The organism is Streptomyces sp. NPDC086549, assembly GCF_044746205.1.
In the GTDB taxonomy this organism is placed as follows: Bacteria; Actinomycetota; Actinomycetes; order Streptomycetales; family Streptomycetaceae; genus Streptomyces.
Genome location: NZ_JBIVBS010000003.1, coordinates 106,266 through 125,408 on the forward strand (window position 1 = coordinate 106,266; position 19,143 = coordinate 125,408).

Consider the following 19,143-nt stretch of genomic DNA (forward strand, 5'->3'; position numbering starts at 1 on the left):
GATCCCGCACCACTCGGGCGGCGCGCAGCCGCGTTCTCCTACCATTCCTCGTACGGGCGGGCACTACGCCTGCCCCCAGGGGGAGTTGGTCGTCATGCCGTTGAAAGCCTATGGCGTACTGATATCGCGGGTCGTCGGCACCCGGCGCGAGGGCGCCACCGACACTCCGCACTACCAGATCCACCTCACCGACGACACGGGGACGCACTACCGTGCCGCGGTCAACGTCCTGTCGCAGCAGCAGCCCTCGGAACTGCTGTACCTCGTCGACGAGGACTTCCACCATCCGGTGACGGCCCGTCTGGACGGCCTGCAGAGCGGCTGGAACGCGCTGCCCCCGGGCCCCGGCGGACCCAACCTCGACTTCGTGCGCGGAAACCTCTTCGACCCGGGGAAGATGCGCACACTGCCGCCGGACGTGTCCGGTCCCGACAACGACCTCGCCGACCTCCTCGACCACTATGTGCAGCGCGCGGTCGAGGACCAGGACGCCCGCATGTACCTCTTCGGCGAACGCTTCGGCCCCGAACCGAAGATCAAGGACAAGGTGTTCGGCTTCCTGCCCGGCAACGGCGTCCACGACATCCACATGAACCAGGGCAGCAGCGGCCGCTTCAAGCAGGACGACGGGGTGTGGCAGGACGGCGGGCTGCTCATCCGCTTCCCGGCCCAGAACCGCTGGGTCGCCATCTTCCTCGCCTTCCAGAGCCAGGCCTGGCACACGGACGACGTCACCGGCCAGCCCATCGACGAGGTGGACACCTCGCGTCCCGAGCCCGGCTCCCAGCGCGTGCGCATCGTGGCCGCGCTGGTCAACCCGGTCGGTCCGACGCCCGAGGCCGAGAACGTCACGCTGCTCAACGCCTCACCCGACCCGGTCGACCTGACCGGCTGGCACCTCGTCGACCGCGTGGGTCAGCGGGCGGCGGTACCGGCCGGCCGGCTCGCCCCCGGCGCCGCGTTGCCGGTGGCGCTCTCCAACGGGGTCCAACTCGGCAACCACGGCGGCCAGATCACCCTGGTCGACGCGGGCGGCCTGAAGGTGGACGGGGTCTCCTACACCGGCGACCAGGCCGCGCGGGAAGGCTGGACCGTGGTGTTCTGACGCTGGTTGCGACACCGGTTCCGGCGCCGGTCGCGCATCGGCCCGTACGTCCCCTGTCGCGCCCGTACGCCCGTACGGCACCATGAGCGCGTCCCCGTACCACCGTTCCGGAGGGCGCCCCGTGGACCGCGAACCGCACGGCAGGCTCGACGCGTTGATGCGCGACCCGTATCCGCACTACGCGCGGGCACGGCAGACCGAGGGACTCACCCATGTCGCCGAGCTGGACGCCTGGCTGGTGGCCCGGGACGCCGACGTACGCGAAGTGCTGCGCCGGACCGAGGACTTCTCGTCGGCGAACGCGCTCCGGCCGGACGTGCTGCCGTCGCCCGCCGCGTTCGCCGTCCTCGGCGGCGGGTTCGGCGGGCGGCCGGTCGTGGTCACCTCGGACGGCGAGCGCCACCAGCGGTTACGGGCGCCCCTCGTGCGTGCACTCTCGCCGGCCCGGGTCGCCGCGGCGGTGCCGTACGCCGCCGAGCGCGCCGCCGCCCTCGTCGACGGGTTCGCCAAGGACAGCGGCGTGGAGCTGATGTCCGCCTACGCCAAGCGGCTGCCCGGCTATGTCATCGGGCGGATCGTCGGCCTCGACCCCGCCGACGTGCCCGCCGTCGTGCACGGCGGACACCGTGCCGAGGAACTGCTGTTCCGGCCACTGGAGGAGGCGGAGCAGGTGGCCGCCGCCGAGGACGTCGTGGCCATGCAGCACATCCTGGACCGCTGCGCACGCGACCGGTACGCGCATCCGCGCGAGGACCTGTGCACGGAGATCGTCGCCTCCGTGGCCGGCCCCGGTCAGACCGAACTCACCCTGGACCAGCGGCACGAGGCCGTCGCCCACCTCCAGAACCTGCTGATCGCCGGGCACCTCACCACGACCGCGCTCATCGGCACCGCCGTCCTCCACCTGCTCCGGCACCGCCCCCAGTGGGAGCTGCTGTGCGCGGAACCCGACAGGATCCCGGCGGCCGTCGAGGAGGCGCTGCGCCACGACGGCGCGCTCCAGGGCTTCCGCCGGGTCACCACCCGGCCGGTCACCCTCGCGGGCACCGAACTCCCCGCCGGGGCCACGCTGTTCGTCGCATTCGGCGCGGCCAACCGGGACGGCGGGCGGCACCCCCGCCCCGACGAGTTCGACATCACCCGCACCCCCGTCCGCCACCTGGCCTTCGGCTTCGGCGCGCACGCGTGCCCCGGCGCACAGCTCGCCCGCGAGCAACTCCGCATCACACTTGAGGAGTTGACGCGCCGGCTGCCCGGACTGGGGCTGGCCGACGACCGCCCCGTCACCATGCGGCCGACACTGATCCACCGTTCCCCGCAGGAGCTCCACCTGACCTGGTGAGGGGCGCCCCGGGGCCCCTCTGTCCATCCCCCTCCGTACATCCCCATCCGTAAATACTGTGCGCAGATGGTGCGTATGTATGAGCGCGGACGGATGGATATGCCCGCATTCTTCGGCTGTCGTATCACCATGGAAAGCGAGGACCGACCGCCGGCCGAGAGGACGACCCATGCGCTTCCAGGACCGAAAACAGGCCGGACGAGAACTCGCCGAACGGCTCCGCGCCCTGCGCGACGAGGGCGCCCTGCCGGACCCCGTCGTGCTGGCCCTGCCCAGAGGCGGCGTCGCGGTGGCCGCCGAGGTCGCCCGGGTGCTCGAGGCGCCGCTCGACGTGCTGCTCGTCCGCAAGATCGGCGCCCCGCGCCACGAGGAGTTCGGCGTCGGCGCGATCGCCGGTGACGATCCTCCGCTCTACGACCAGGAGAGCCTGGACGGGCTGGGCCTGACCGAGGAGTCCCTCGCCCCGGTCGTGGAGCGGGAGCGGCAGGAACTGCACCGCCGCGAGCGGCGTTACCGGCGGGGCCGACCGCCGCCCGACCTCCGGGGCCACACCGTGATCGTCGTCGACGACGGACTGGCCACCGGCGCGACCGCGCGCGCCGCGCTGCGTCACGTGCGGCGCAGGGCGCCCGCCCGGGTCGTCCTGGCGGTCCCCGTCGGCGCACCGGAATCGGTCGCCCTGCTGGGCGGCGAGGCGGACGACGTGGTCTGCCTGCACCAGCCGTACGCCTTCACCGCCGTCGGCCAGTGGTACGACGACTTCGGGCAGCTGACGGACGACGACGTGCTCGACGCGCTGCAGGGACACTGACGGCCGGCCACCGGCGGCCGGCCGGGCGACGGAGGTGCGACGGTGCCGGACATGACGGCGGACGAGGCGCGGCGCCGGTTCACCGCGGCCCGGGTGGCGCGGCTGGCGACGGTGGACGCGGCGGGCCGCCCCCATCTGGTGCCGGTCGTGTTCGCCGCGCACGGCACCGACGGGATCGTGACCGTCGTCGACCACAAGCCGAAGACGACCACACGGCTGAAGCGGCTGCGCAACATCGCCGCTCACCCGTCCGTGTGCCTGCTGGCGGACGCGTACGACGAGGACTGGGACCGCCTGTGGTGGGTCCGGGCCGACGGCGAGGCCCGCGTCCTTGCGCCCGACGAGGCGGACCCGGCCGCCCGCGACGCCCGCGCGGCCGCCCTCGCCCTGCTGCGCGACAAGTACTCCGCCTACCGGGACCACCCGCCCACCGGCCCGGTGATCGCCGTCAGCGTCGGGCGCTGGACCGGCTGGCGCGCGGTCACGGACTCCCGGTGGCACCGCGCGGCACCCCCATAGCCCAGGTCAACCCCAGTCTGTCAAGTCGTCGTGCATCCCAGTGGAACCGGACGGGTACGGGGAGTAACCTCGGCACATGACGCGCACGGGGGAACGAGCCGTCAGGTCGCGGATGGAGACTCCGCGCTGGGTCGCACGTATTCAACAGGCCGGAGGACCGGTCGTGGGCGCCGGAGTGCTGCTCGGTCCCGACCGGGTGCTCACCGGAGCCCATGTCGTCAGCCCGGGTGAACAGTACGTCGTCCACTTCGTCGGCGTGCGGGGCGTCCCGGCGGTCGCCGCCACCGTCAGCGCCGACGAACACGTCCCCCAGCAGGAGGACTCCTTCGGCGACCGCACCGGAGACCTGGCCCTGCTGCGGCTGGCCGAACCACGCCCCGTCCGGCAGACAACCCGGCTGTTCCGGCTCGCGGCCTCGCGCGAGGGCGTGGGCATGTACGGCTTCCCGGAAGGCGACGACGGGGGCAGATGGCACAGCGCCACCCTGGTCGGCGGCCGGGGCCGGGACAGCCAGGTGCAACTGCGCCCCGAGACCCCCGGCGAACTCGCCGGCCCCGGCTTCAGCGGCGGAGGCGTCGTCGACTACGCGACCGGCGAGCTCATCGGCATAGTGCTCAGCGTCGACACGGGCGAGGGATCCGCCTTCACGTACATGAGCCCCACCGAGACCATCCTGCGGCACCTCCCGCAGGTCGCCGCCTGGACGGTCGGACCCTCCGCCGTCGACCCGAAGCTCCACCCCGGCGACAGCGGCGGGGAACTCGACGTGCCGTTCGCCACCGAACTGGCCGCCTGGTTCCGCGGCGAGGGCTGGCCGGTGCTGGTCACCGTCGTCCCGGTGCGCGGCCGCCGCGCCTGGACCCTGAGACGGGCCGTCACCCTGGCCGACCGCGAGCTGCGCACCACGAACAACACCAGCCGCTTCTCCGGCGACCCGCCCGAGACCGTCCCGCCCCCCGGCGGACACGATCTCGCCCTCGTGGTCAAGGGGCTGACGGTCGCCCAGGTCATGGACCGGATCGCGGAACGGCTCGGCGTGCCCAGGGACACCGCGGTCCCCCTGCCCGAGCAGATCGTGGCCATGGGCATCACCCTCGCCGCCGTACTCGTCGGCGTCGACGAGGCGGCCGAACCCGACCTGCTGCTCGGGATGCTGGAGCGGCTCGCCGAGCGCGGAGCGCGGCTGCTCCTGGTGTTCCGCACCCCGGACGGCCGTGCCGCGCAGGCCGCCGACACCCTCGTGCACCGGCCGCTGCGCGATCGCTGGGCCAGGCTGCGCACGGACCTCGACCGGATCGTGGACCGGCTCGGACCCGCCCTCGACACCCGCCTCGTCCGGGTCCTGCCCGGCGGCGGCCCCGAGACCGCGCACCTGATCGACCGGGCCCGGCGCGGCATCCCGCTCACCCGCCTGCTGCGCGGCCGGCTGACCGAGGCCGCCGGCCGGGAGCCCGAACCGTTGCGGGCCGACGACCTGTTCGTCTACGAAGCCGCCGCCGCGCGCCGCACCCGACGGCTGGAACGGGCGCTCGCGATCCTCGACGCCCGCATCGCGCGCCGCGACGAACTGCGCGGCCGGGTCGCATCGGTGTGGGAGCTGTACAAGCGGAAGGCCGACCCGGCGCAGCCCGGACGGAACCTGACGGCCTACGAGCTGTACGCGACCGCCTCGGGGCTGCTGCGCGAAGCCCCCTGCGACGTCGACGCGGCCGAACGCGCCGTCGGACGGTTCGTCGCCTACTGCTCCGGGCACCCGGGCACATCCGGCACCGACGACAGCGGAAGCGAGGACACGCCATGACGTCCTGCACCCACGCCGGCTGCGCGGGCCGCCTCATGGCCACCGGCTACTGCGGCGCCTGCGGACGCAGGCCCGCACTCACCGCCGACATTCCTCCTCAGCCGTCGCCGGCCGACCTCGGCGACCCGGCGCGGACCGGCCCCGAACCCCCCGGCCCCGCCCCCGTCCACGCCGTCGCGGGCGTCGGCGACCTCGACCAGCACGGGCTGGTCGTCCTGCCCGACGTACCCGTCCCGGCGCACCCGGTCGTCGAGGACCCCAGACCCCCCACCGGCGGACGCCGCTGCGGTGCCGACGGCTGCACGATGACGATCGGCGTCGGCTACGGTGGACAGCCCGCCCCGTCCTCCGGCCGCTGCCCGCGCTGCGGCACGCCCTACTCCTTCCTGCCCCAGCTCCAGCCGGACCAGGTCGTCGCCGGCCACTACCGGATCCTCGGCTGCCTCGCCCGCGGCGGCCTCGGCTGGATCCACCTCGCCGAGGACACCCGCGCGGAGGGCTTCCGGGTGGCGTTCAAGGGACTGATCAACGTCCACGACGCGCTGGCCCGCCGCAACGCCGTCGAGGAACGGCGCTCGCTCACCGACCTGCACCACCCCGACATCGTCCGCATCATCACGTACGCCGAACACGAGGTGCCCGGCCAGTCGCCCACCGGCTACCTGGTCATGGACTACATCGGCGGACGCTCCCTGCAGCACCTCTTCGACGCCGAGGACGCGGAGCGTCTCTTCAAGGGCCGCCCCCGCCTCGACCATGTGCTGACCTACGGGTGCAAGATCCTCGGCGCGCTCCAGTACATGCACGAACGGGGGCTGCTGTACTGCGACATGAAGCCCGCCAACGTCATCCACTTCGGGCGCGGCATCAAGGTCATCGACCTCGGCGCGGTGCGCGCGATCGGCGACCGCACCTCCGCCTACGTCTGCACGAGCACCTTCGCCCCGCCGCAGGAGGAGATCGACACGCGCGGCTGGCACGTCGACAGCGACCTCTACACGGTCGGCATGACCCTGCAGGCCCTGGCCCGGAACACGGAACCGGCCCGCGGCCTCGCCCACGACTCCTTCCGCCGCCTCATCGACCGGGCCACCCACGCCGAACCCCGGGCCCGGTTCCGGTCGGCCGCCGAGATGTCCCGGCAACTGTGGGAGGTGTTACGGGAGTTCCGCTCGCTCAGGTTCGGTGAGCAGCTGCCCGAGAGCTCCACCCGGTTCCGTCCCACCGACGCCTCGCTCGACGCCGGCCTCGGGGCGATCCCCTCGCTCGGCCACTGGACGGCACGCCCCGACGACCGGGCCGGCGAGCTGGACATCAGCCCGCCGCCCGCCGCCGAGGTCGCCGCGGCCCTGCCCCAGCCCGTCCCGGACCCCGCCGACGGCGCCGCCCTGCTGCTCGACGCCTTCCCGCCGGACGCCCCGGACCGCGTCGCCGAGCAGTGGATCAGCTCGTCCCGGCTGGGCACCCCCGAGACCGCCCTGTGGCTGTGCCGCGCCTACCTGAGGAGCGGACGGCACGGCCACGCCGAGAACTGGCTCCACGAGGCCGAGGCGCAACTCGGGGCACAGGACGCCAAGCACGACTGGCGCATCGCCTGGCACCGCGGCGTCCTGCACCTGAGCAAGGACGAGACGAGCCGGGCCGGCCACTGCTTCGAGGCGGTGTACCGGGCCCTGCCCGGCGAGTACGTCCCCAAGCTCGCCCTCGGCTACTGCGCGGAACGGCTCCGCGGGACCGGGCCGGACCGGGGCACGCGGGGGCACCCCGATCCCCGGACCGCCCGGGCCATGAAGTTCTACGAGGCCGTCTGGCAGCGGGACTCCGCCCACGCGGCGGCCGCCTTCGGGCTGGCCCGCGGCCATCTGGCCTGCGGACAGCGGGACGACGCGGTGCGGGTCCTCGACCATGTCCCCTCGACCTCCCGGCACCACGACACGGCCCGGATCGCCGCGGTGCGCATACGCACCGGCACCCTGCACGGCACCGCGCCGTCCGTGTCCGACCTGCGGGACGCCGTGCGGCGGCTGCCCGAACTGCGGCTGGACGGTGGAGCGGCCGAGGGCGAGTCGCGGGCCCGGCTGGTCGCCGAGGTGCGGGAGAACGTCCTCGGCCGGCGGCCGGCCGGGGGATGGGGGCCGGCGTTCCCCACCGGGACCGTGCTCGGGTCCGGCGCCGAGGACCGGCTGCGCGCCCTCCTTGAACAGTCCTTCCGGCAGCTGGCCGGTCAGGCCCGCACCGCCGACGAGCACGGCCGCCTGCTCGACCTGGCCAACGCCGTCCGGCCCATGACCACCTTCTGACTTCTGGACTTCTGGACTTCCGAATCCCATGACGAGCCGTCGAAAGGGAACACCGTGATGAGCGAGGCCGGTGGCATCGAGGTGACACTGGCGGTCGGCCAGAACAAGTACCTGTCCGCTCCGCCGACAGCCGCCGGTCCGCCCGGGGACCAGGAGATGCACGCCATCCTGGAGATCGGGGTCGGCCACACCGGTGCCGGACCGCTGCCGGGACGCCCCGGCGGCTCGGGGGCCGCCCTCGCCGAGGTGCTGATCATCGACACCTCCAGGTCGATGCTCCACCCCGACACGAAACTGCGCGCCGCGAAGGACGCCACCGTCGCCGCCGTCCGGCTGCTCCCCGACGACACGGCCTTCGCCGTGCTCTCCGGCCGCTTCGACGCGACCGTGGTCCACCCGGCCCCCGCCCCCGGCGCCGAGGCGATGGCCGTCGCCGACCAGCGGCAGCGCGAGGCCGCCGAGTACGCCGTACGGGTGATGGACGCGGACGGCGGCACCGCCATCGGCACCTGGCTCGACCTCGCGAGGCGCCTGCTCAACGGGCAGGACGCCCCCATCAAGCACGTGCTGCTGCTCACCGACGGGCGCAACGAGCACGACGACCGGGGCGCCATGCGGCTGGACACCGCACTCGACGCCTGTGAGGGACGGTTCATCTGCGACGCCTGGGGCATCGGCGACGGCTGGGACGCCGAGGTGCTGCTGCGCATCGCCCGGCGGCTGCACGGAAGGGCGGACGCCGTCCGCCGGGAGTCGGAACTGCCCGCAGCCTACGAGGAGTTGGTGAGCGGTCTGCTCGGCACGGCCGTCCCCGAGCTGCGCATCCGGCTCGTCCCCACCCCGGGTACGGTGATCCGGCAGGTCAAGCAGGTGGTGCCGAGCGAACAGGAACTCCTCGCCGTCGGCACCGGGCCGGGCGAACACGGAGCCGAGTACGTCACCCGGGGCTGGGGCGACGAGGTCCGGCACTACCAGGTCGTCCTCGCCGCGGACCCGTCCGGCCGGGAACTCGGCGAGGACCTCCAGCTCGCCGCGGTGGAACTGCTCGTACCCGACTTCGGCCCCACCGTACGGCTGCCCGCCCCGCAGCCGGTCCTGGTGCACTGGACCGACAACCCGGCCGACGCCTCCCGGCAGCACCCGGGAGTCCGCCGCCACCAGCTGTACGAGCGGTCGGGCGCGGCCGTGGCACGGGCGTACCGGGCATGGCTGCGCGGCGCGGACGGCCGGGCGGAGGCGGACGCCGAACTCGGCCGGGCCCTGTCCCTGGCGCGCGACATCGACGACACCCAACTGCTGCGCGCCCTGCGGCACATCGCGGACGAGGGCCGGCCGCCCGCGGGCCGGGTCACCGTACGCGAAGGGCTCAAGGACGTCGACTGGCAGCACCTGATCCTCTCCAGCGCCATGACCACTCCGCCGGACCCGGCCGCCGAATCCCAGGAGCCCCCGGCCGGATCCGGGGACCCCGGCGTGGCCGGTGAGCAGGGCGAGGATCTCGTGGAGTGCCCGGACTGCAAGTGGCTGGGCCCGGCCGGCTCCGTCTACTGCGGCGGCGACTGCGGTCGTCGGCTCGGGGAGCACGTATGAGCACGGACACCGTGCCCCGGGACACGACGGTCCCCGCCGCGCCGACCGGCCTCGCCCGCCTCCTGGAGCGCGTCCCCGGCAGACGGCACCGCCCGCCGGACGGCGGCAGCACGACCGCCCGCGAACTGGCCCTGCGCCGAAGGCTGCTGCTGGGCCTCACCGCCGCGCTCACGCTCAGCCTCTTCGTCTCCTACGAGGGCGTGCACGGCGACGCCGACCCGCTGCGCACCTCCAGCGCGCCGGCCGTCCTCTCCATCGCCGCCGCGCAGCACGCGCTCGGCCAGGCCCAGCGCGAGGCCACGGCCACCCCGCCGTCCACCAGCGGGTTCCAGGAGCAGATCTCCGTCGCCGCCCAGAGCCTGGCCGCCGCGGCCTCCGACGACGTCGGCGGTCCGGAGGGACAGCAGGCACTGCAGACGGTCGCCGGCCTGATCACCGTGTATGACGGCATGGTCCAGAAGGCGCAGCTGGAGACGGCGAGCGAGCTGCTGCGTGACGCCTACCTCACCTACGCGAAGAGCGTCCTCGACGACCCTGACTCGGGTATCACGACGCGGCTGGACCGGCTCCAGGACGAGCAGCGGGGCGTGGTGAAGCGGCAGACCTCCTTCGGGTGGGCGCTCCGGCTCGCCTGGGGCGTGGCCGCACTGCTCGTCCTCGCCCTCGTGGCGGCTCTGCTGGAGACGCATCTCTTCCTGCGCGGGCGGTTCCGGCGCAGGTACAACCGGCAGCTGCTGGCGGCCGGCGCACTGCTGGTCGCGGGGTTCGTGACCCTGGTCCTGTTCACCGTGTGGACGCACGGCGGCATGGCGCAGACCCGCGCCCTGCTCGACCGGCGGCTGACCGGAGAGCACATCATCGACGCGCGGCGGGACACCGCCACGCACCTCGCGCACACCGGCTTCCGGGCGGCGGCCGCGGTGTGGATCGTGATAGGAGGGCTCCTGCTCATGACGCTGGCCGAGACGGGTCTGCGACAGCACATCAACGACTACCGGTTCAGGCCGCAGTGAGCGCGCCCCGACTGCGCGTCCTCACCGTGGTGGCGAGCTGCCTTGCCCTGGTGGCGGCGGTCACGGTCATCGGCGTGCGCGTCCTCGGCCAGAAGCCGACGGTCACGCTGCTGGCCAACTGGACGGGGCACGACGCGGAGACGTTCCGTCGTGCGGTGCTCGACCCCTTCGAGGAGAAGTACGGCATCCACGTCTCCTACCAAGGCAGCTCCGCCGAGAGCCAGGTGCTCAGCGCCGACGTGCAGGCGGGCACCCCGCCCGACGTGGTGGTGCTCACCGGGCCCGGCGAACTCGCCGCCTACGCCCGGCAGGGCCGGCTCGCGAAGCTCAACGGACTGATCCCCGAGAAGGACTTCAGCGAGTCCTGGGCCATCCCGTTCGACCGCGAGAAGCACGTGTACTGGTTCCCGCTCAAGGCCGACCTGAAGAGCATCGTCTGGCACCCCGAGGGCATGACCGGCGGGCAGATCCAGGAAGCCGCCCGGCAGCCGGGCCAGTGGTGCCTGGGGATGGGCTCCGGCGCCACCAGCGGCTGGCCGGGGACCGACTGGATCGAGGACATCCTCCTCCAGCAGACCGACTGGAAGACGTACCAGGACTGGGCGCGGGGCAAGATCCTCTGGGACTCGAAGACGGTCAAGGACGCGTGGCGGAAATGGGGGACCATGGTCGGTGCCGGGAAGAATCCCGACGTCGTCCGGCGGGCCCTGCGGACCGACTACCGGAAGGCCTCCGAGCTCGTCACGAAGACACCGCGGCAGTGCAGCCTGGAGCACCAGGCCTCGTTCATCCGCAACTCCTCCGACTCCTGGAAGACGGTGAACGGGCAGTACGTGCCGTCTTCCCAACTGCTCGGCAAGGGCGGCTCCGGCGCATGGGAGGTCTCCGGCGACCTGGTCGCCCTCCTGCACGCGACACCGCAGGCGAAGAAGCTGATCGGCTACCTGGCCTCCGCGAAGGCCCAGCAGGCGTGGAGCGACAAGAAGTCGGGCTTCTCCGTCGACACCAGGGTGGCGCTCGACACGTACAAACCGGCTGACGGCTATCGTCGTTCGCTCGCCACCATCCTGCGCGACAAGGGGGCGGTGCACTGCTTCGACGCCTCCGACGCCATGCCTCCCACGGTGCGTGACGCCTTCGCCCAGGCGACCATCGACTATCTCGCCCGTCCGGGAGACCTCCCGTCACTGATGCGCAGCCTGGACACCCTCAGCCACCGCAAAGGCCTGACCTGGCTCGGCTCGGTCTGTGACGGGGACGATTGACGGATTGACCGGGGCCTTCGACCGCGGTCGGCTCAGAGCCAGTCCCGCCGTTTGAAGATCACGTACAGGGTGGTGCAGACGATCCCCATCAGTCCGATCGCGAAGGGGTAACCGAACACCCAGTGCAGCTCCGGCATGTTCGCGAAGTTCATGCCGTAGATCGTCCCGACGAGCGTGGGGGCGAAGAGGATCGCCGCCCACGACGAGATCTTCTTCACCTCCTCGTTCTGCTCGAACCCCGCCTCCGCCAGCGCCCGCATCTCCGCGTTCTGCTGCTGGGTCACCAGGGTCGCGTTCACCGTCAGGATCTCGGTCAGGGCCTGGCGGAAGCCGTCGACGCGTTCGCTGGTGTGGGTGACGTGATCGGCGACGTCACGCAGGTAGCGCTGGAGTTCCTCTTCGGTCTCGTACTTGGCGAACCCGGCCATCAGAGCGTGCAGCATGCCGACCAGGGGGCGGGTGGCCCGCTGGAACTCGACCATTTCCCGGGAGAGCTCGTAGATACGGCGGGAGACCGCGGGGTCCCCGCGGAACACCTCGGTCTCGATCTCGTCGATGTCGTTCTGGACGCCCGCGACGACCGGCGCGTAGCCGTCGACGACCGCGTCGAGGATCGCGTACAGGACCGCCTCCGGGCCGAGTTTGAGCAGCTCGGGGGAGTCCTCCATACGGGTGCGGACCGCGGAGAGGTCGGTGGCCGCGCCGTGCCGGACCGTGAGCACGAAGTCCGGGCCCACGAACACGTGCAGCTCGCCGAAGTCGACCTCCTCCGGCGCGTCGAGGTAGCGGGCGGCACGCAGGACGACGAACAGCGTGTCGCCGTACCGCTCCAGCTTGGGCCGCTGGTGCGCCTCCATCGCGTCCTCGACCGCGAGCGGGTGCAGGCCGAACTCCGCGGCCAGCGAGAGCAGTTCACCCTCGGTGGGGCGGGCGAGCCCGATCCACGCCATGCCGGAGGGCTGCTCGCGCAGTTCGCGGTAGGTGTCGGTGAGACCGGCGGGGGAGGAGACGCGTACCCCGTCCCGGTAGAGGGCCGCCTGCACGATGCTGCCCGCCTCGGCCGGCTCCCCGCCCGGCGGCTCGGCCGGGGGCGCGGAGGACGCGGCGGAGGTCTGCGGCTGGTTCAGGGCGCGCCGCCAGACGGACCTGCGGTGGCTCTTGTCAGCGATGGCGGCACCTCCGTACGAGCGCGGTTCGGCCTGATCACGCAGCAGGATATACGCGACGTTCGCCCCGGACCCTGGTCGGGGGGCCGGGATTCGGTGAGAGTTGCGGACAGAAGGTGTCCGCGAGCGGCGCTAGCGTGCGGGTCATGACGAAGACGACGACCGGGACGACGACCAGGTCGACCACCGGGACGACCACCGGGACGACGACCGGTACGGCCCCCGCGCTCGGCATCCGCGCCCTCAACCGCGCGACCCTCGCCCGGCAGCTGCTGCTGACCCGCTCGCCGCTGTCCGCCGAGGCCGCGGTGGAGCACCTGCTCGGTCTCCAGGCGCAGAACGTCAAGCCCCCGTACTACGCGCTCGCCGCCCGCCTCGACGGCTTCGCGCCCGAGGAGCTGTCCGCTCTCCTGGCCGACCGCGAGGTCGTCCGCATCGTCACCATGCGCTCGACCATCCACACCCACACCGCCGACGACTGCCTCACCCTGCGGCCGCTCGTGCAGGCCGCCCGGGACCGGGAGCTGAACGCCTTCCGCAAGGGTCTGACCGGCGTCGACCTGGACCGCCTGGCCGCGCTCGCCCGTGAGCTGGTCGAGGCCGAGCCGCGCACCATGGCGCAGCTGCGCGCGGCCCTGCTCGCCGAGTGGCCCGACGCCGACCCGCAGTCCCTGTCCGTCGCCGCCCGCTGCAGGCTCCCCCTCGTCCAGGTCACCCCGCGCGGTCTGTGGGGCGGGAGCGGACAGGTCGCCCTCACCACCGCCGAGCACTGGCTGGGCCGCCCCGCCGAGCCCGTCCCGGCCCCGGACGCGACGGTCCTGCGCTACCTCGCCGCCTTCGGTCCCGCGTCCGTGAAGGACATGCAGACCTGGGCCGGACTCACCCGGCTCCGCGACGCCTTCGAACGCCTCCGCCCGCGCCTGGTCACCTTCCGGGACCCGGCCGGCGTCGAGCTCTTCGACCTTCCCGACGCCCCTCGCCCCGACCCGGACACCCCGGCCCCGCCCCGCTTCCTCCCCGAGTTCGACAACCTCCTCCTCTCCCACGCCGACCGCACCCGCGTCGTACCGCCCGGGTACCGGGGCCGTGCCTGGCAGGGCAACCAGGCCCACCGCACCCTCCTCGTCGACGGCTTCCTCGCGGGGGTGTGGAAGCTGGAGGCCGGCGCGCTGGTCGTGGAACCGTTCGGGAAGCTGACCGGGGCCCAGCGGGCGGACGTGACGGCGGAGGGGGAGCGGATGCTCACGACGATGCACGGCGGTGCGGCGTACGACATCCGGTTCGGCACCGTCGTGGCCGGTGGCCGCCGCTGAGGAGCCCGGCACGCATGGATAGGGGGGCGCTGCGGGCCGCTCGTGGTGGCTCGCAACGCCCCCCTGGTATTTACCTGAGGGGTTCTCAGGAGTACTTCTGGGTTACGAGTTGACCTGCGTGGTCACCAGGTCCGAGAAGGTGGTCAGCCGGGTGTACACACCCGGGTAACCGGCCTCCGCGCACCCCTCGCCCCAGGAAGTGATCCCTGCCAGGACGCCCCCGATGAGCAGGGGACCGCCGCTGTCGCCCTGGCAGGTGTCTACGCCGCCGGAGGTGTATCCGGCGCAAACCATGTCGGTCTGGACGAACTCCGAACCGTAGGAGCTCTTGCAGCTGGAGTCGGACACGATCGGCACGGTCGCGGTCCGCAGCTGGTTGGAGGAGCTGCCGCTCTCCGAGGTGGTGCCCCAGCCGAGGATGCGGGCCGTGGTGCCGGCCGCGTACACGCTCGTCTGGGAGGAGGAGACGTACGACGCCGGCGTGTACGACATCGAGGTCGACAGGGTCAGCACGGCCACGTCGTCGCCGTTGGTGGCGTCGGTGTAGTCGGGGTTGACCCAGATCTTGCTGACCCGGCTGACCGTGCCGTTCGTGCCGTTGAGGTACGTACGGCCGCCGACGACGCGCACGCCGCTGGTGGTCTCGCCGGCCATACAGTGCGCGGCGGTGACGACCTTCGTGGCCGAAACCAGGGTGCCGCCGCAGAACTGGTTACCCGACGAGTCGGTGATCTGCATCATGAACGGGTACGCGGTCGTCGTGGTCGTCGTGCCGCCCACGATGGGCTGCGGTGCCGCGACAGCGGTGGGGGCGCTGAGCAGTGCGGTCGCGGCAGCGGCAGCGGTCGCCGCCACCACGGCGGCGGTCTTCTTTGCGCGAGTGAGCCCGAACATGAGTCTCCTCAGTGGGGGTTGCCGGTGGGGGGACGCACGGGTGTGGGGGGTTCAGCACGGGGGCCGCGGGACCGACCCCCGTATGCCCGGGCGAGCGGCACGCCTTTAAGCTATGGCCGGGTGCGGCCTCCTCCCAATGAGGGAACCCCCTAAGGGAGTAGGGCAGGGAAAACCCTCGGTCCGGCCCAGTTAACCGGCAGCTTTCTCACTTCGCGCGCCGCTCCGCCGCCAAACGGACTATGTCCACCCGCGAGCGGATCCCCAGCTTGCGGTAGACCCGGGTGAGGGTCGCCTCGACCGTCTTCACACTGATGAAGAGGCGCGCGGCGATCTCCCGGTTGGTCGCCCCCTCCATGACGAGCGCCGCGACCTGACGCTCCATCGAGGCCAGGCCCTCCAGCCCGTCGAGTCCGCCGAGCGCGGCCGCGGCGGCGGCAGGCTCCGGCTCGGGCGCCGCGAGGGCCGCGTCCACCTGGCGCAGCCAGGGCATCGCACGGCACCGCCGGAACAGCCGGGTGGCCTCGTCGTACGACGTGGATCCGGGCCGTCGGTCGCGCAGCGCGGCCAGCGCGAAGGCGGCCCGTGCCTCCTCCAGGCCGTACCCCAGTTTGGCGAGCCGGTCCTGAGCGGACGTCAGCTGGGAGGTGGCGGCCTCCAGGTCGCCGTGGTCCGCGCGCACCAGCGCCTCCGCCCGGTCCAGGACGGCGAGGACGCTCTCCCGGCCGAGCCGCAGCGCGTGCTCGCGGGTGACGTCGATGACGTCCTGCGCCTCGGCGGCCTCACCGATCCGGACGAGGGCCTCGGCGAGGTCGCCGTGCCAGCGGCCGCGCGCCGGGTCCGTGATCCCCAGGCCCTGCTCCAGTTCGCGCACCCGGCGCAGCGAGCGGACCGTGCCCGCCGGGTCCCCGGCCACCAACTGGGCGTATCCGAGGGCGCCCAGGGCCCGGGACAGGTACATCTGGTCACCGTCCTCCTCGGCGTGCTCCACCGCCTCCCGGGCCAGCGCCAGCGCCCGGTCCACGTCCCCGCCGGAGGCCTCCGCGAGCGAGGTGAGCATGGCCGAGGCCGTCTCGCCGATCCCGGAGTCGCGGGCCAGCCGGAGGCTTTCGCGGGCCAGGTCGAGCGCCCGGCCGCAGTGCCCCGCGCGCAGTTCGGTCTCGGCCAGGCCGCGCAGGAAGTGCACCTCGCTCTCCACCGAGCCGCGCCGCCGCACCTCGCGCAGCAGGGCGGTCACCGTCGTCCGCGCCTCGGACAGCTGGTCGCCCATGACCAGCCAGCGGAACCGGGCGCTGCCGGCGCCGTTGTGGTGGCAGGCCACCTTCGGGTCCTGGGGCTCCTTCAGCGCGCGCTTGATGGTGACGGGGGCGGCCGGATGACCCATGAGGGTCTCGGTCTGGGCCTGGAAGGCCAGCGCGAGGAGTTCGGTGCGCCGGTCGCCGCCGCGCCCGGCCAGCTCCGCGGCGTGCGCGGCCGCCTCGCGGGCCTCGGTGAAGTCGCCCTCCACGATGAGGGCCCGCCAGGCCAGCTGGTAGTGGACCAGCGCGAGCAGCCGCGGGTCGTCGCCGGCGTCGGCCAGGGCCTGCGGGAAGACCTCGTCGACCTCCGTCATGGTGTGGCCCGCCGTGTCGATCACGATGATCCAGGCCCGCACCCGGTCCGCGGGGACGCTCGCCCGGGTCAGTACCTCGCGGGCGATGTCCCGGGCGAGGTCGACCTCGCCGGCGGTGATGGCGTCCTCGGCGGCCTGGAGCCGGCGCTCGTCCGGGCCGGGCAGGGTGTCGGCGGGGGTGTGGCGGGCGGCGAGCAGGCCGAGCTGCGCGGCCACGGAGGGAGCGCCCCGGTCCCGGGCCTGCGCGGCGGCCTCGGCGAGCCGGGCGGCCACCTCCGGGTCGGTGCCGGTGGTGGCCAGGGCGAGGTGACGGGCCCGCTCGATGGGGTCGAAGGCCGCGGTGGACAGCGCGGCGTGCGCGGCCCGTCTCTCGTGGGCGGGGGCCTCCGCGTAGAGGGCGGCCGAGATGAGCGGGTGCGCGAACCGTACGGTCGGGCCGTCGGGATCCGTGGCGAGCAGCCCGAGTTCGGCGGCCTGGGCGCACTCGGCCTCGACGTTCTCCCGGCCGGCCGCGAGCAGCAGCGCCGGTGTGGGACGCGCGCCGGCGCTGGCCACCAGCAGGGTGCGGCGGGCCTCGACCGACAGCATGTCGAGACGGCTCAGCACCAGGGCGCGCAGGGAGGTGGGCACGGGCAGCGGCTCGCCCGGCCGGGGCGGGGTGGGGCTCTCGGCGAGGGCGCGGCCGAGCTCCAGGGCGAAGAGGGGGTTGCCGCCGCTGGTGCGGTGGATCTCGCGGACCGTGGAGCGGGTCAGGCCGGTGTAGCCGCGGTGGTCGAGCAGCGCGGAGACCTGGTTGCGGGAGAGGGGGTTGAGGCGTACGGCGACGGTGTCCGGCGGGCACGCGCGCAGATGGCGGTCGTACTCCTGACCGTCGGTGCGGACCGCGCAGAGCAACTGCACAGGGGTGCCGCCGAGGCGGCGGGCGGCGAATCCGAGCAGCTCCGCGCTGGCCGGATCCAGCCACTGCAGGTCGTCGGCGACGATCAGGACGGTGCCCTCGGCGGCGAGGGCGCGCAGCGCGGACAGCACCGCCAGGCGCAGGGCCAGGCCGTCGCGCTGGAGGGTGGATTCGCCGCGGCCGGTGAGTGCCGACTCCAGGGCGGTGCGCTGGGCCGCGGGGAGCCGTGCGGAGACCTGGTCGAGGACCAGGCCGAGCAGGTCGGCGAGCGCGAGGAAGGGGAGGTGCGATTCGGACTCGGTGGCCGAGCAGCGCAACACGGTGCGGGCGGCAACGGCGTATTCCGCGGCCAAAGCCCGCAGGACGGTCGATTTCCCTATTCCGGCGGGGCCGTGCAGCAGCACACTCCCGCCCGAGGTGAGCTGGTCACGTGCGGCGCCGAACAGCTCCTCCCGGCCGATGACCAGGTCGGGGCGGCATCTGGCAGGCTCCTGGAAGTCCCGTCGCACGGTCACCGCTCCCCTCGTGTGTCGTGTCCGGGCCAAATTCTAGGCAACGAACCTTGTAATTCGGACGGACCGCGTCGTGAGGGAAATAACAGAGGTCAAGCATAGGGAAATTCACAGCGCGGGCGAATGAATGGGCAGGTTTCCTGACGGTTACGGCAGCAGGCCCGACCGGCGTGCGGCCGCCACCGCCTCCCCGCGCGTGTGGGCGCCCAGTTTGCGCATCGCCGAGCGGAGATAGCCCTTGACCGTCTCCGGGCTCAGGCCCAGCCGGTCCGCCACCGCGGCGTTGGTCGCGCCCTCGGCCACACAGGCCAGGACGTCCAGTTCACGCGGCGCCAGGCCGACGTCGCCCGCCGGCGCCGGCGCGGTCAGCAGACCGCAGGCGGCGAGGAGTTCCGACCGCAGCCCGGGGTCCGCGATCCGGGGCGCCAGGGCACGCAGCGCCGCGTGGGCCTCGCGCACCCGCTCCCAGGACGGGTTCGCACCCGCGTCGGCGACCGGCTCCGGCCGGGCCGCCGCCAGCAGGCCCCGCGCCTCCTCCCGTACGACGAGCGCCTGCTCCACGTCCCGCGCCACCGCCACCGCCGCGCTCAGCGTGCGGTCGCCCAGCGGCTGGGCCGCGCGCAGGGCGCCGTACAGCACGCCCCGCACCCGGCGCCGTACCACCACCGGCACCGCGAACACCGAACGGATGCCCTCGGCGGCCACCGGGACGTCGTACTCGTGGCTGATCTGCCGCGACGAGGAGTAGTCCGTCACGGCGCACGGGCGGGCCAGCGCCACCGCCTTGCCGCCCAGACCGTTGCCCGAGGTCACCCTGAGCGAGCGCAGGGCCATGGTGCTGGTGCCGCTCAGTTCGCTGATGCGCATCTGCGGCCGGCCGGACTCGACCAGGCCGCCGAAGGCGACCGGGAGCCCGGTGGTGCGCCGCAGCCGGCCCAGCGCACTGCGTATCTCCACCGCCCCCGCGGCGTCTGCTGCCACCTGTTTGCCCCTTCGTCGCCGCTT

General features: G+C 73.3%; 14 protein-coding genes. 10 read left to right on the forward strand and 4 right to left on the reverse strand.

Features of this window, described 5'->3' with window-relative positions; all coding sequences use genetic code 11:
- The first annotated feature begins 94 nt into the window (after window positions 1-94).
- From ACIPSA_RS11420 to ACIPSA_RS11460, 9 genes are all read left to right on the forward strand, one after another.
- Window positions 95-1,105: a DUF2278 family protein gene (locus ACIPSA_RS11420; RefSeq protein WP_402632029.1), complete on the forward strand. Its 1,011-nt coding sequence runs from the start codon at window positions 95-97 to the stop codon at window positions 1,103-1,105.
- Window positions 1,106-1,226: 121 nt separating this feature from the next.
- On the forward strand, window positions 1,227-2,447 hold the full coding sequence (locus ACIPSA_RS11425; RefSeq protein WP_402632032.1) for a cytochrome P450: 1,221 nt from the start codon (window positions 1,227-1,229) through the stop codon (window positions 2,445-2,447).
- A gap of 169 nt (window positions 2,448-2,616) precedes the next feature.
- Window positions 2,617-3,258: a phosphoribosyltransferase gene (locus ACIPSA_RS11430; RefSeq protein WP_402632035.1), complete on the forward strand. Its 642-nt coding sequence runs from the start codon at window positions 2,617-2,619 to the stop codon at window positions 3,256-3,258.
- Window positions 3,259-3,300: 42 nt separating this feature from the next.
- Entirely contained in the window at window positions 3,301-3,777 is a 477-nt protein-coding gene (locus ACIPSA_RS11435; RefSeq protein ID WP_402632037.1) for a TIGR03668 family PPOX class F420-dependent oxidoreductase, read from the forward strand.
- A 76-nt stretch (window positions 3,778-3,853) separates the two neighbouring features.
- Window positions 3,854-5,578 carry a serine protease gene (locus ACIPSA_RS11440; protein WP_402632040.1) on the forward strand — a complete coding sequence of 575 codons (1,725 nt, stop codon included), beginning with the start codon at window positions 3,854-3,856 and terminating at the stop codon, window positions 5,576-5,578.
- Complete coding sequence (locus ACIPSA_RS11445; protein ID WP_402632043.1) at window positions 5,575-7,878, forward strand: tetratricopeptide repeat protein; 2,304 nt, start codon at window positions 5,575-5,577, stop codon at window positions 7,876-7,878. The genes ACIPSA_RS11440 and ACIPSA_RS11445 overlap by 4 nt, the downstream gene beginning before the upstream one ends.
- Window positions 7,879-7,935: 57 nt before the next feature.
- Complete coding sequence (locus ACIPSA_RS11450) at window positions 7,936-9,468, forward strand: VWA domain-containing protein (protein WP_402632046.1); 1,533 nt, start codon at window positions 7,936-7,938, stop codon at window positions 9,466-9,468.
- The gene (locus ACIPSA_RS11455; RefSeq protein ID WP_402632049.1) at window positions 9,465-10,481 is read left to right on the forward strand and encodes a hypothetical protein; all 1,017 of its coding nucleotides are present in this window, start codon (window positions 9,465-9,467) and stop codon (window positions 10,479-10,481) included. Before ACIPSA_RS11450 ends, ACIPSA_RS11455 begins: the two co-directional genes overlap by 4 nt.
- Window positions 10,478-11,746 carry an ABC transporter substrate-binding protein gene (locus ACIPSA_RS11460; RefSeq protein ID WP_402632052.1) on the forward strand — a complete coding sequence of 423 codons (1,269 nt, stop codon included), beginning with the start codon at window positions 10,478-10,480 and terminating at the stop codon, window positions 11,744-11,746. The genes ACIPSA_RS11455 and ACIPSA_RS11460 overlap by 4 nt, the downstream gene beginning before the upstream one ends.
- A gap of 32 nt (window positions 11,747-11,778) precedes the next feature.
- Here the strand turns inward: ACIPSA_RS11460 and ACIPSA_RS11465 are convergent, their stop codons facing one another.
- A complete protein-coding gene (locus tag ACIPSA_RS11465; RefSeq protein WP_402633728.1) occupies window positions 11,779-12,915 on the reverse strand; it encodes a magnesium and cobalt transport protein CorA in 1,137 nt (378 codons plus the stop codon).
- A 143-nt stretch (window positions 12,916-13,058) separates the two neighbouring features.
- On the opposite strand from ACIPSA_RS11465, the gene ACIPSA_RS11470 reads away from it, so the two are divergent.
- Complete coding sequence (locus ACIPSA_RS11470; RefSeq protein WP_402632055.1) at window positions 13,059-14,225, forward strand: winged helix DNA-binding domain-containing protein; 1,167 nt, start codon at window positions 13,059-13,061, stop codon at window positions 14,223-14,225.
- Between the two features lie 102 nt (window positions 14,226-14,327).
- Here the strand turns inward: ACIPSA_RS11470 and ACIPSA_RS11475 are convergent, their stop codons facing one another.
- The 3 genes from ACIPSA_RS11475 to ACIPSA_RS11485 form a co-directional block, all read right to left on the reverse strand.
- On the reverse strand, window positions 14,328-15,119 hold the full coding sequence (locus ACIPSA_RS11475; protein WP_402632059.1) for a S1 family peptidase: 792 nt from the start codon (window positions 15,117-15,119) through the stop codon (window positions 14,328-14,330).
- A 205-nt stretch (window positions 15,120-15,324) separates the two neighbouring features.
- Window positions 15,325-18,141 carry an AAA family ATPase gene (locus ACIPSA_RS11480; RefSeq protein ID WP_402632061.1) on the reverse strand — a complete coding sequence of 939 codons (2,817 nt, stop codon included), beginning with the start codon at window positions 18,139-18,141 and terminating at the stop codon, window positions 15,325-15,327.
- Window positions 18,142-18,285: 144 nt separating this feature from the next.
- Complete coding sequence (locus ACIPSA_RS11485) at window positions 18,286-19,119, reverse strand: response regulator transcription factor (protein WP_402632064.1); 834 nt, start codon at window positions 19,117-19,119, stop codon at window positions 18,286-18,288.
- Window positions 19,120-19,143: the final 24 nt, after the last annotated feature.

What these genes read in the sequence shown, in the direction of transcription:
- ACIPSA_RS11420 (WP_402632029.1), top strand. Translation starts at nt 95, where the DNA reads ATGCCGTTGAAAGCCTATGGCGTACTGATATCGCGGGTCGTCGGCACC.
- ACIPSA_RS11445 (WP_402632043.1), top strand. Translation starts at nt 5,575, where the DNA reads ATGACGTCCTGCACCCACGCCGGCTGCGCGGGCCGCCTCATGGCCACC.
- ACIPSA_RS11470 (WP_402632055.1), top strand. Translation starts at nt 13,059, where the DNA reads ATGACGAAGACGACGACCGGGACGACGACCAGGTCGACCACCGGGACG.
- ACIPSA_RS11475 (WP_402632059.1), bottom strand. Translation starts at nt 15,119, where the DNA reads ATGTTCGGGCTCACTCGCGCAAAGAAGACCGCCGCCGTGGTGGCGGCG.
- ACIPSA_RS11430 (WP_402632035.1), top strand. Translation starts at nt 2,617, where the DNA reads ATGCGCTTCCAGGACCGAAAACAGGCCGGACGAGAACTCGCCGAACGG.
- ACIPSA_RS11440 (WP_402632040.1), top strand. Translation starts at nt 3,854, where the DNA reads ATGACGCGCACGGGGGAACGAGCCGTCAGGTCGCGGATGGAGACTCCG.
- ACIPSA_RS11455 (WP_402632049.1), top strand. Translation starts at nt 9,465, where the DNA reads ATGAGCACGGACACCGTGCCCCGGGACACGACGGTCCCCGCCGCGCCG.
- ACIPSA_RS11450 (WP_402632046.1), top strand. Translation starts at nt 7,936, where the DNA reads ATGAGCGAGGCCGGTGGCATCGAGGTGACACTGGCGGTCGGCCAGAAC.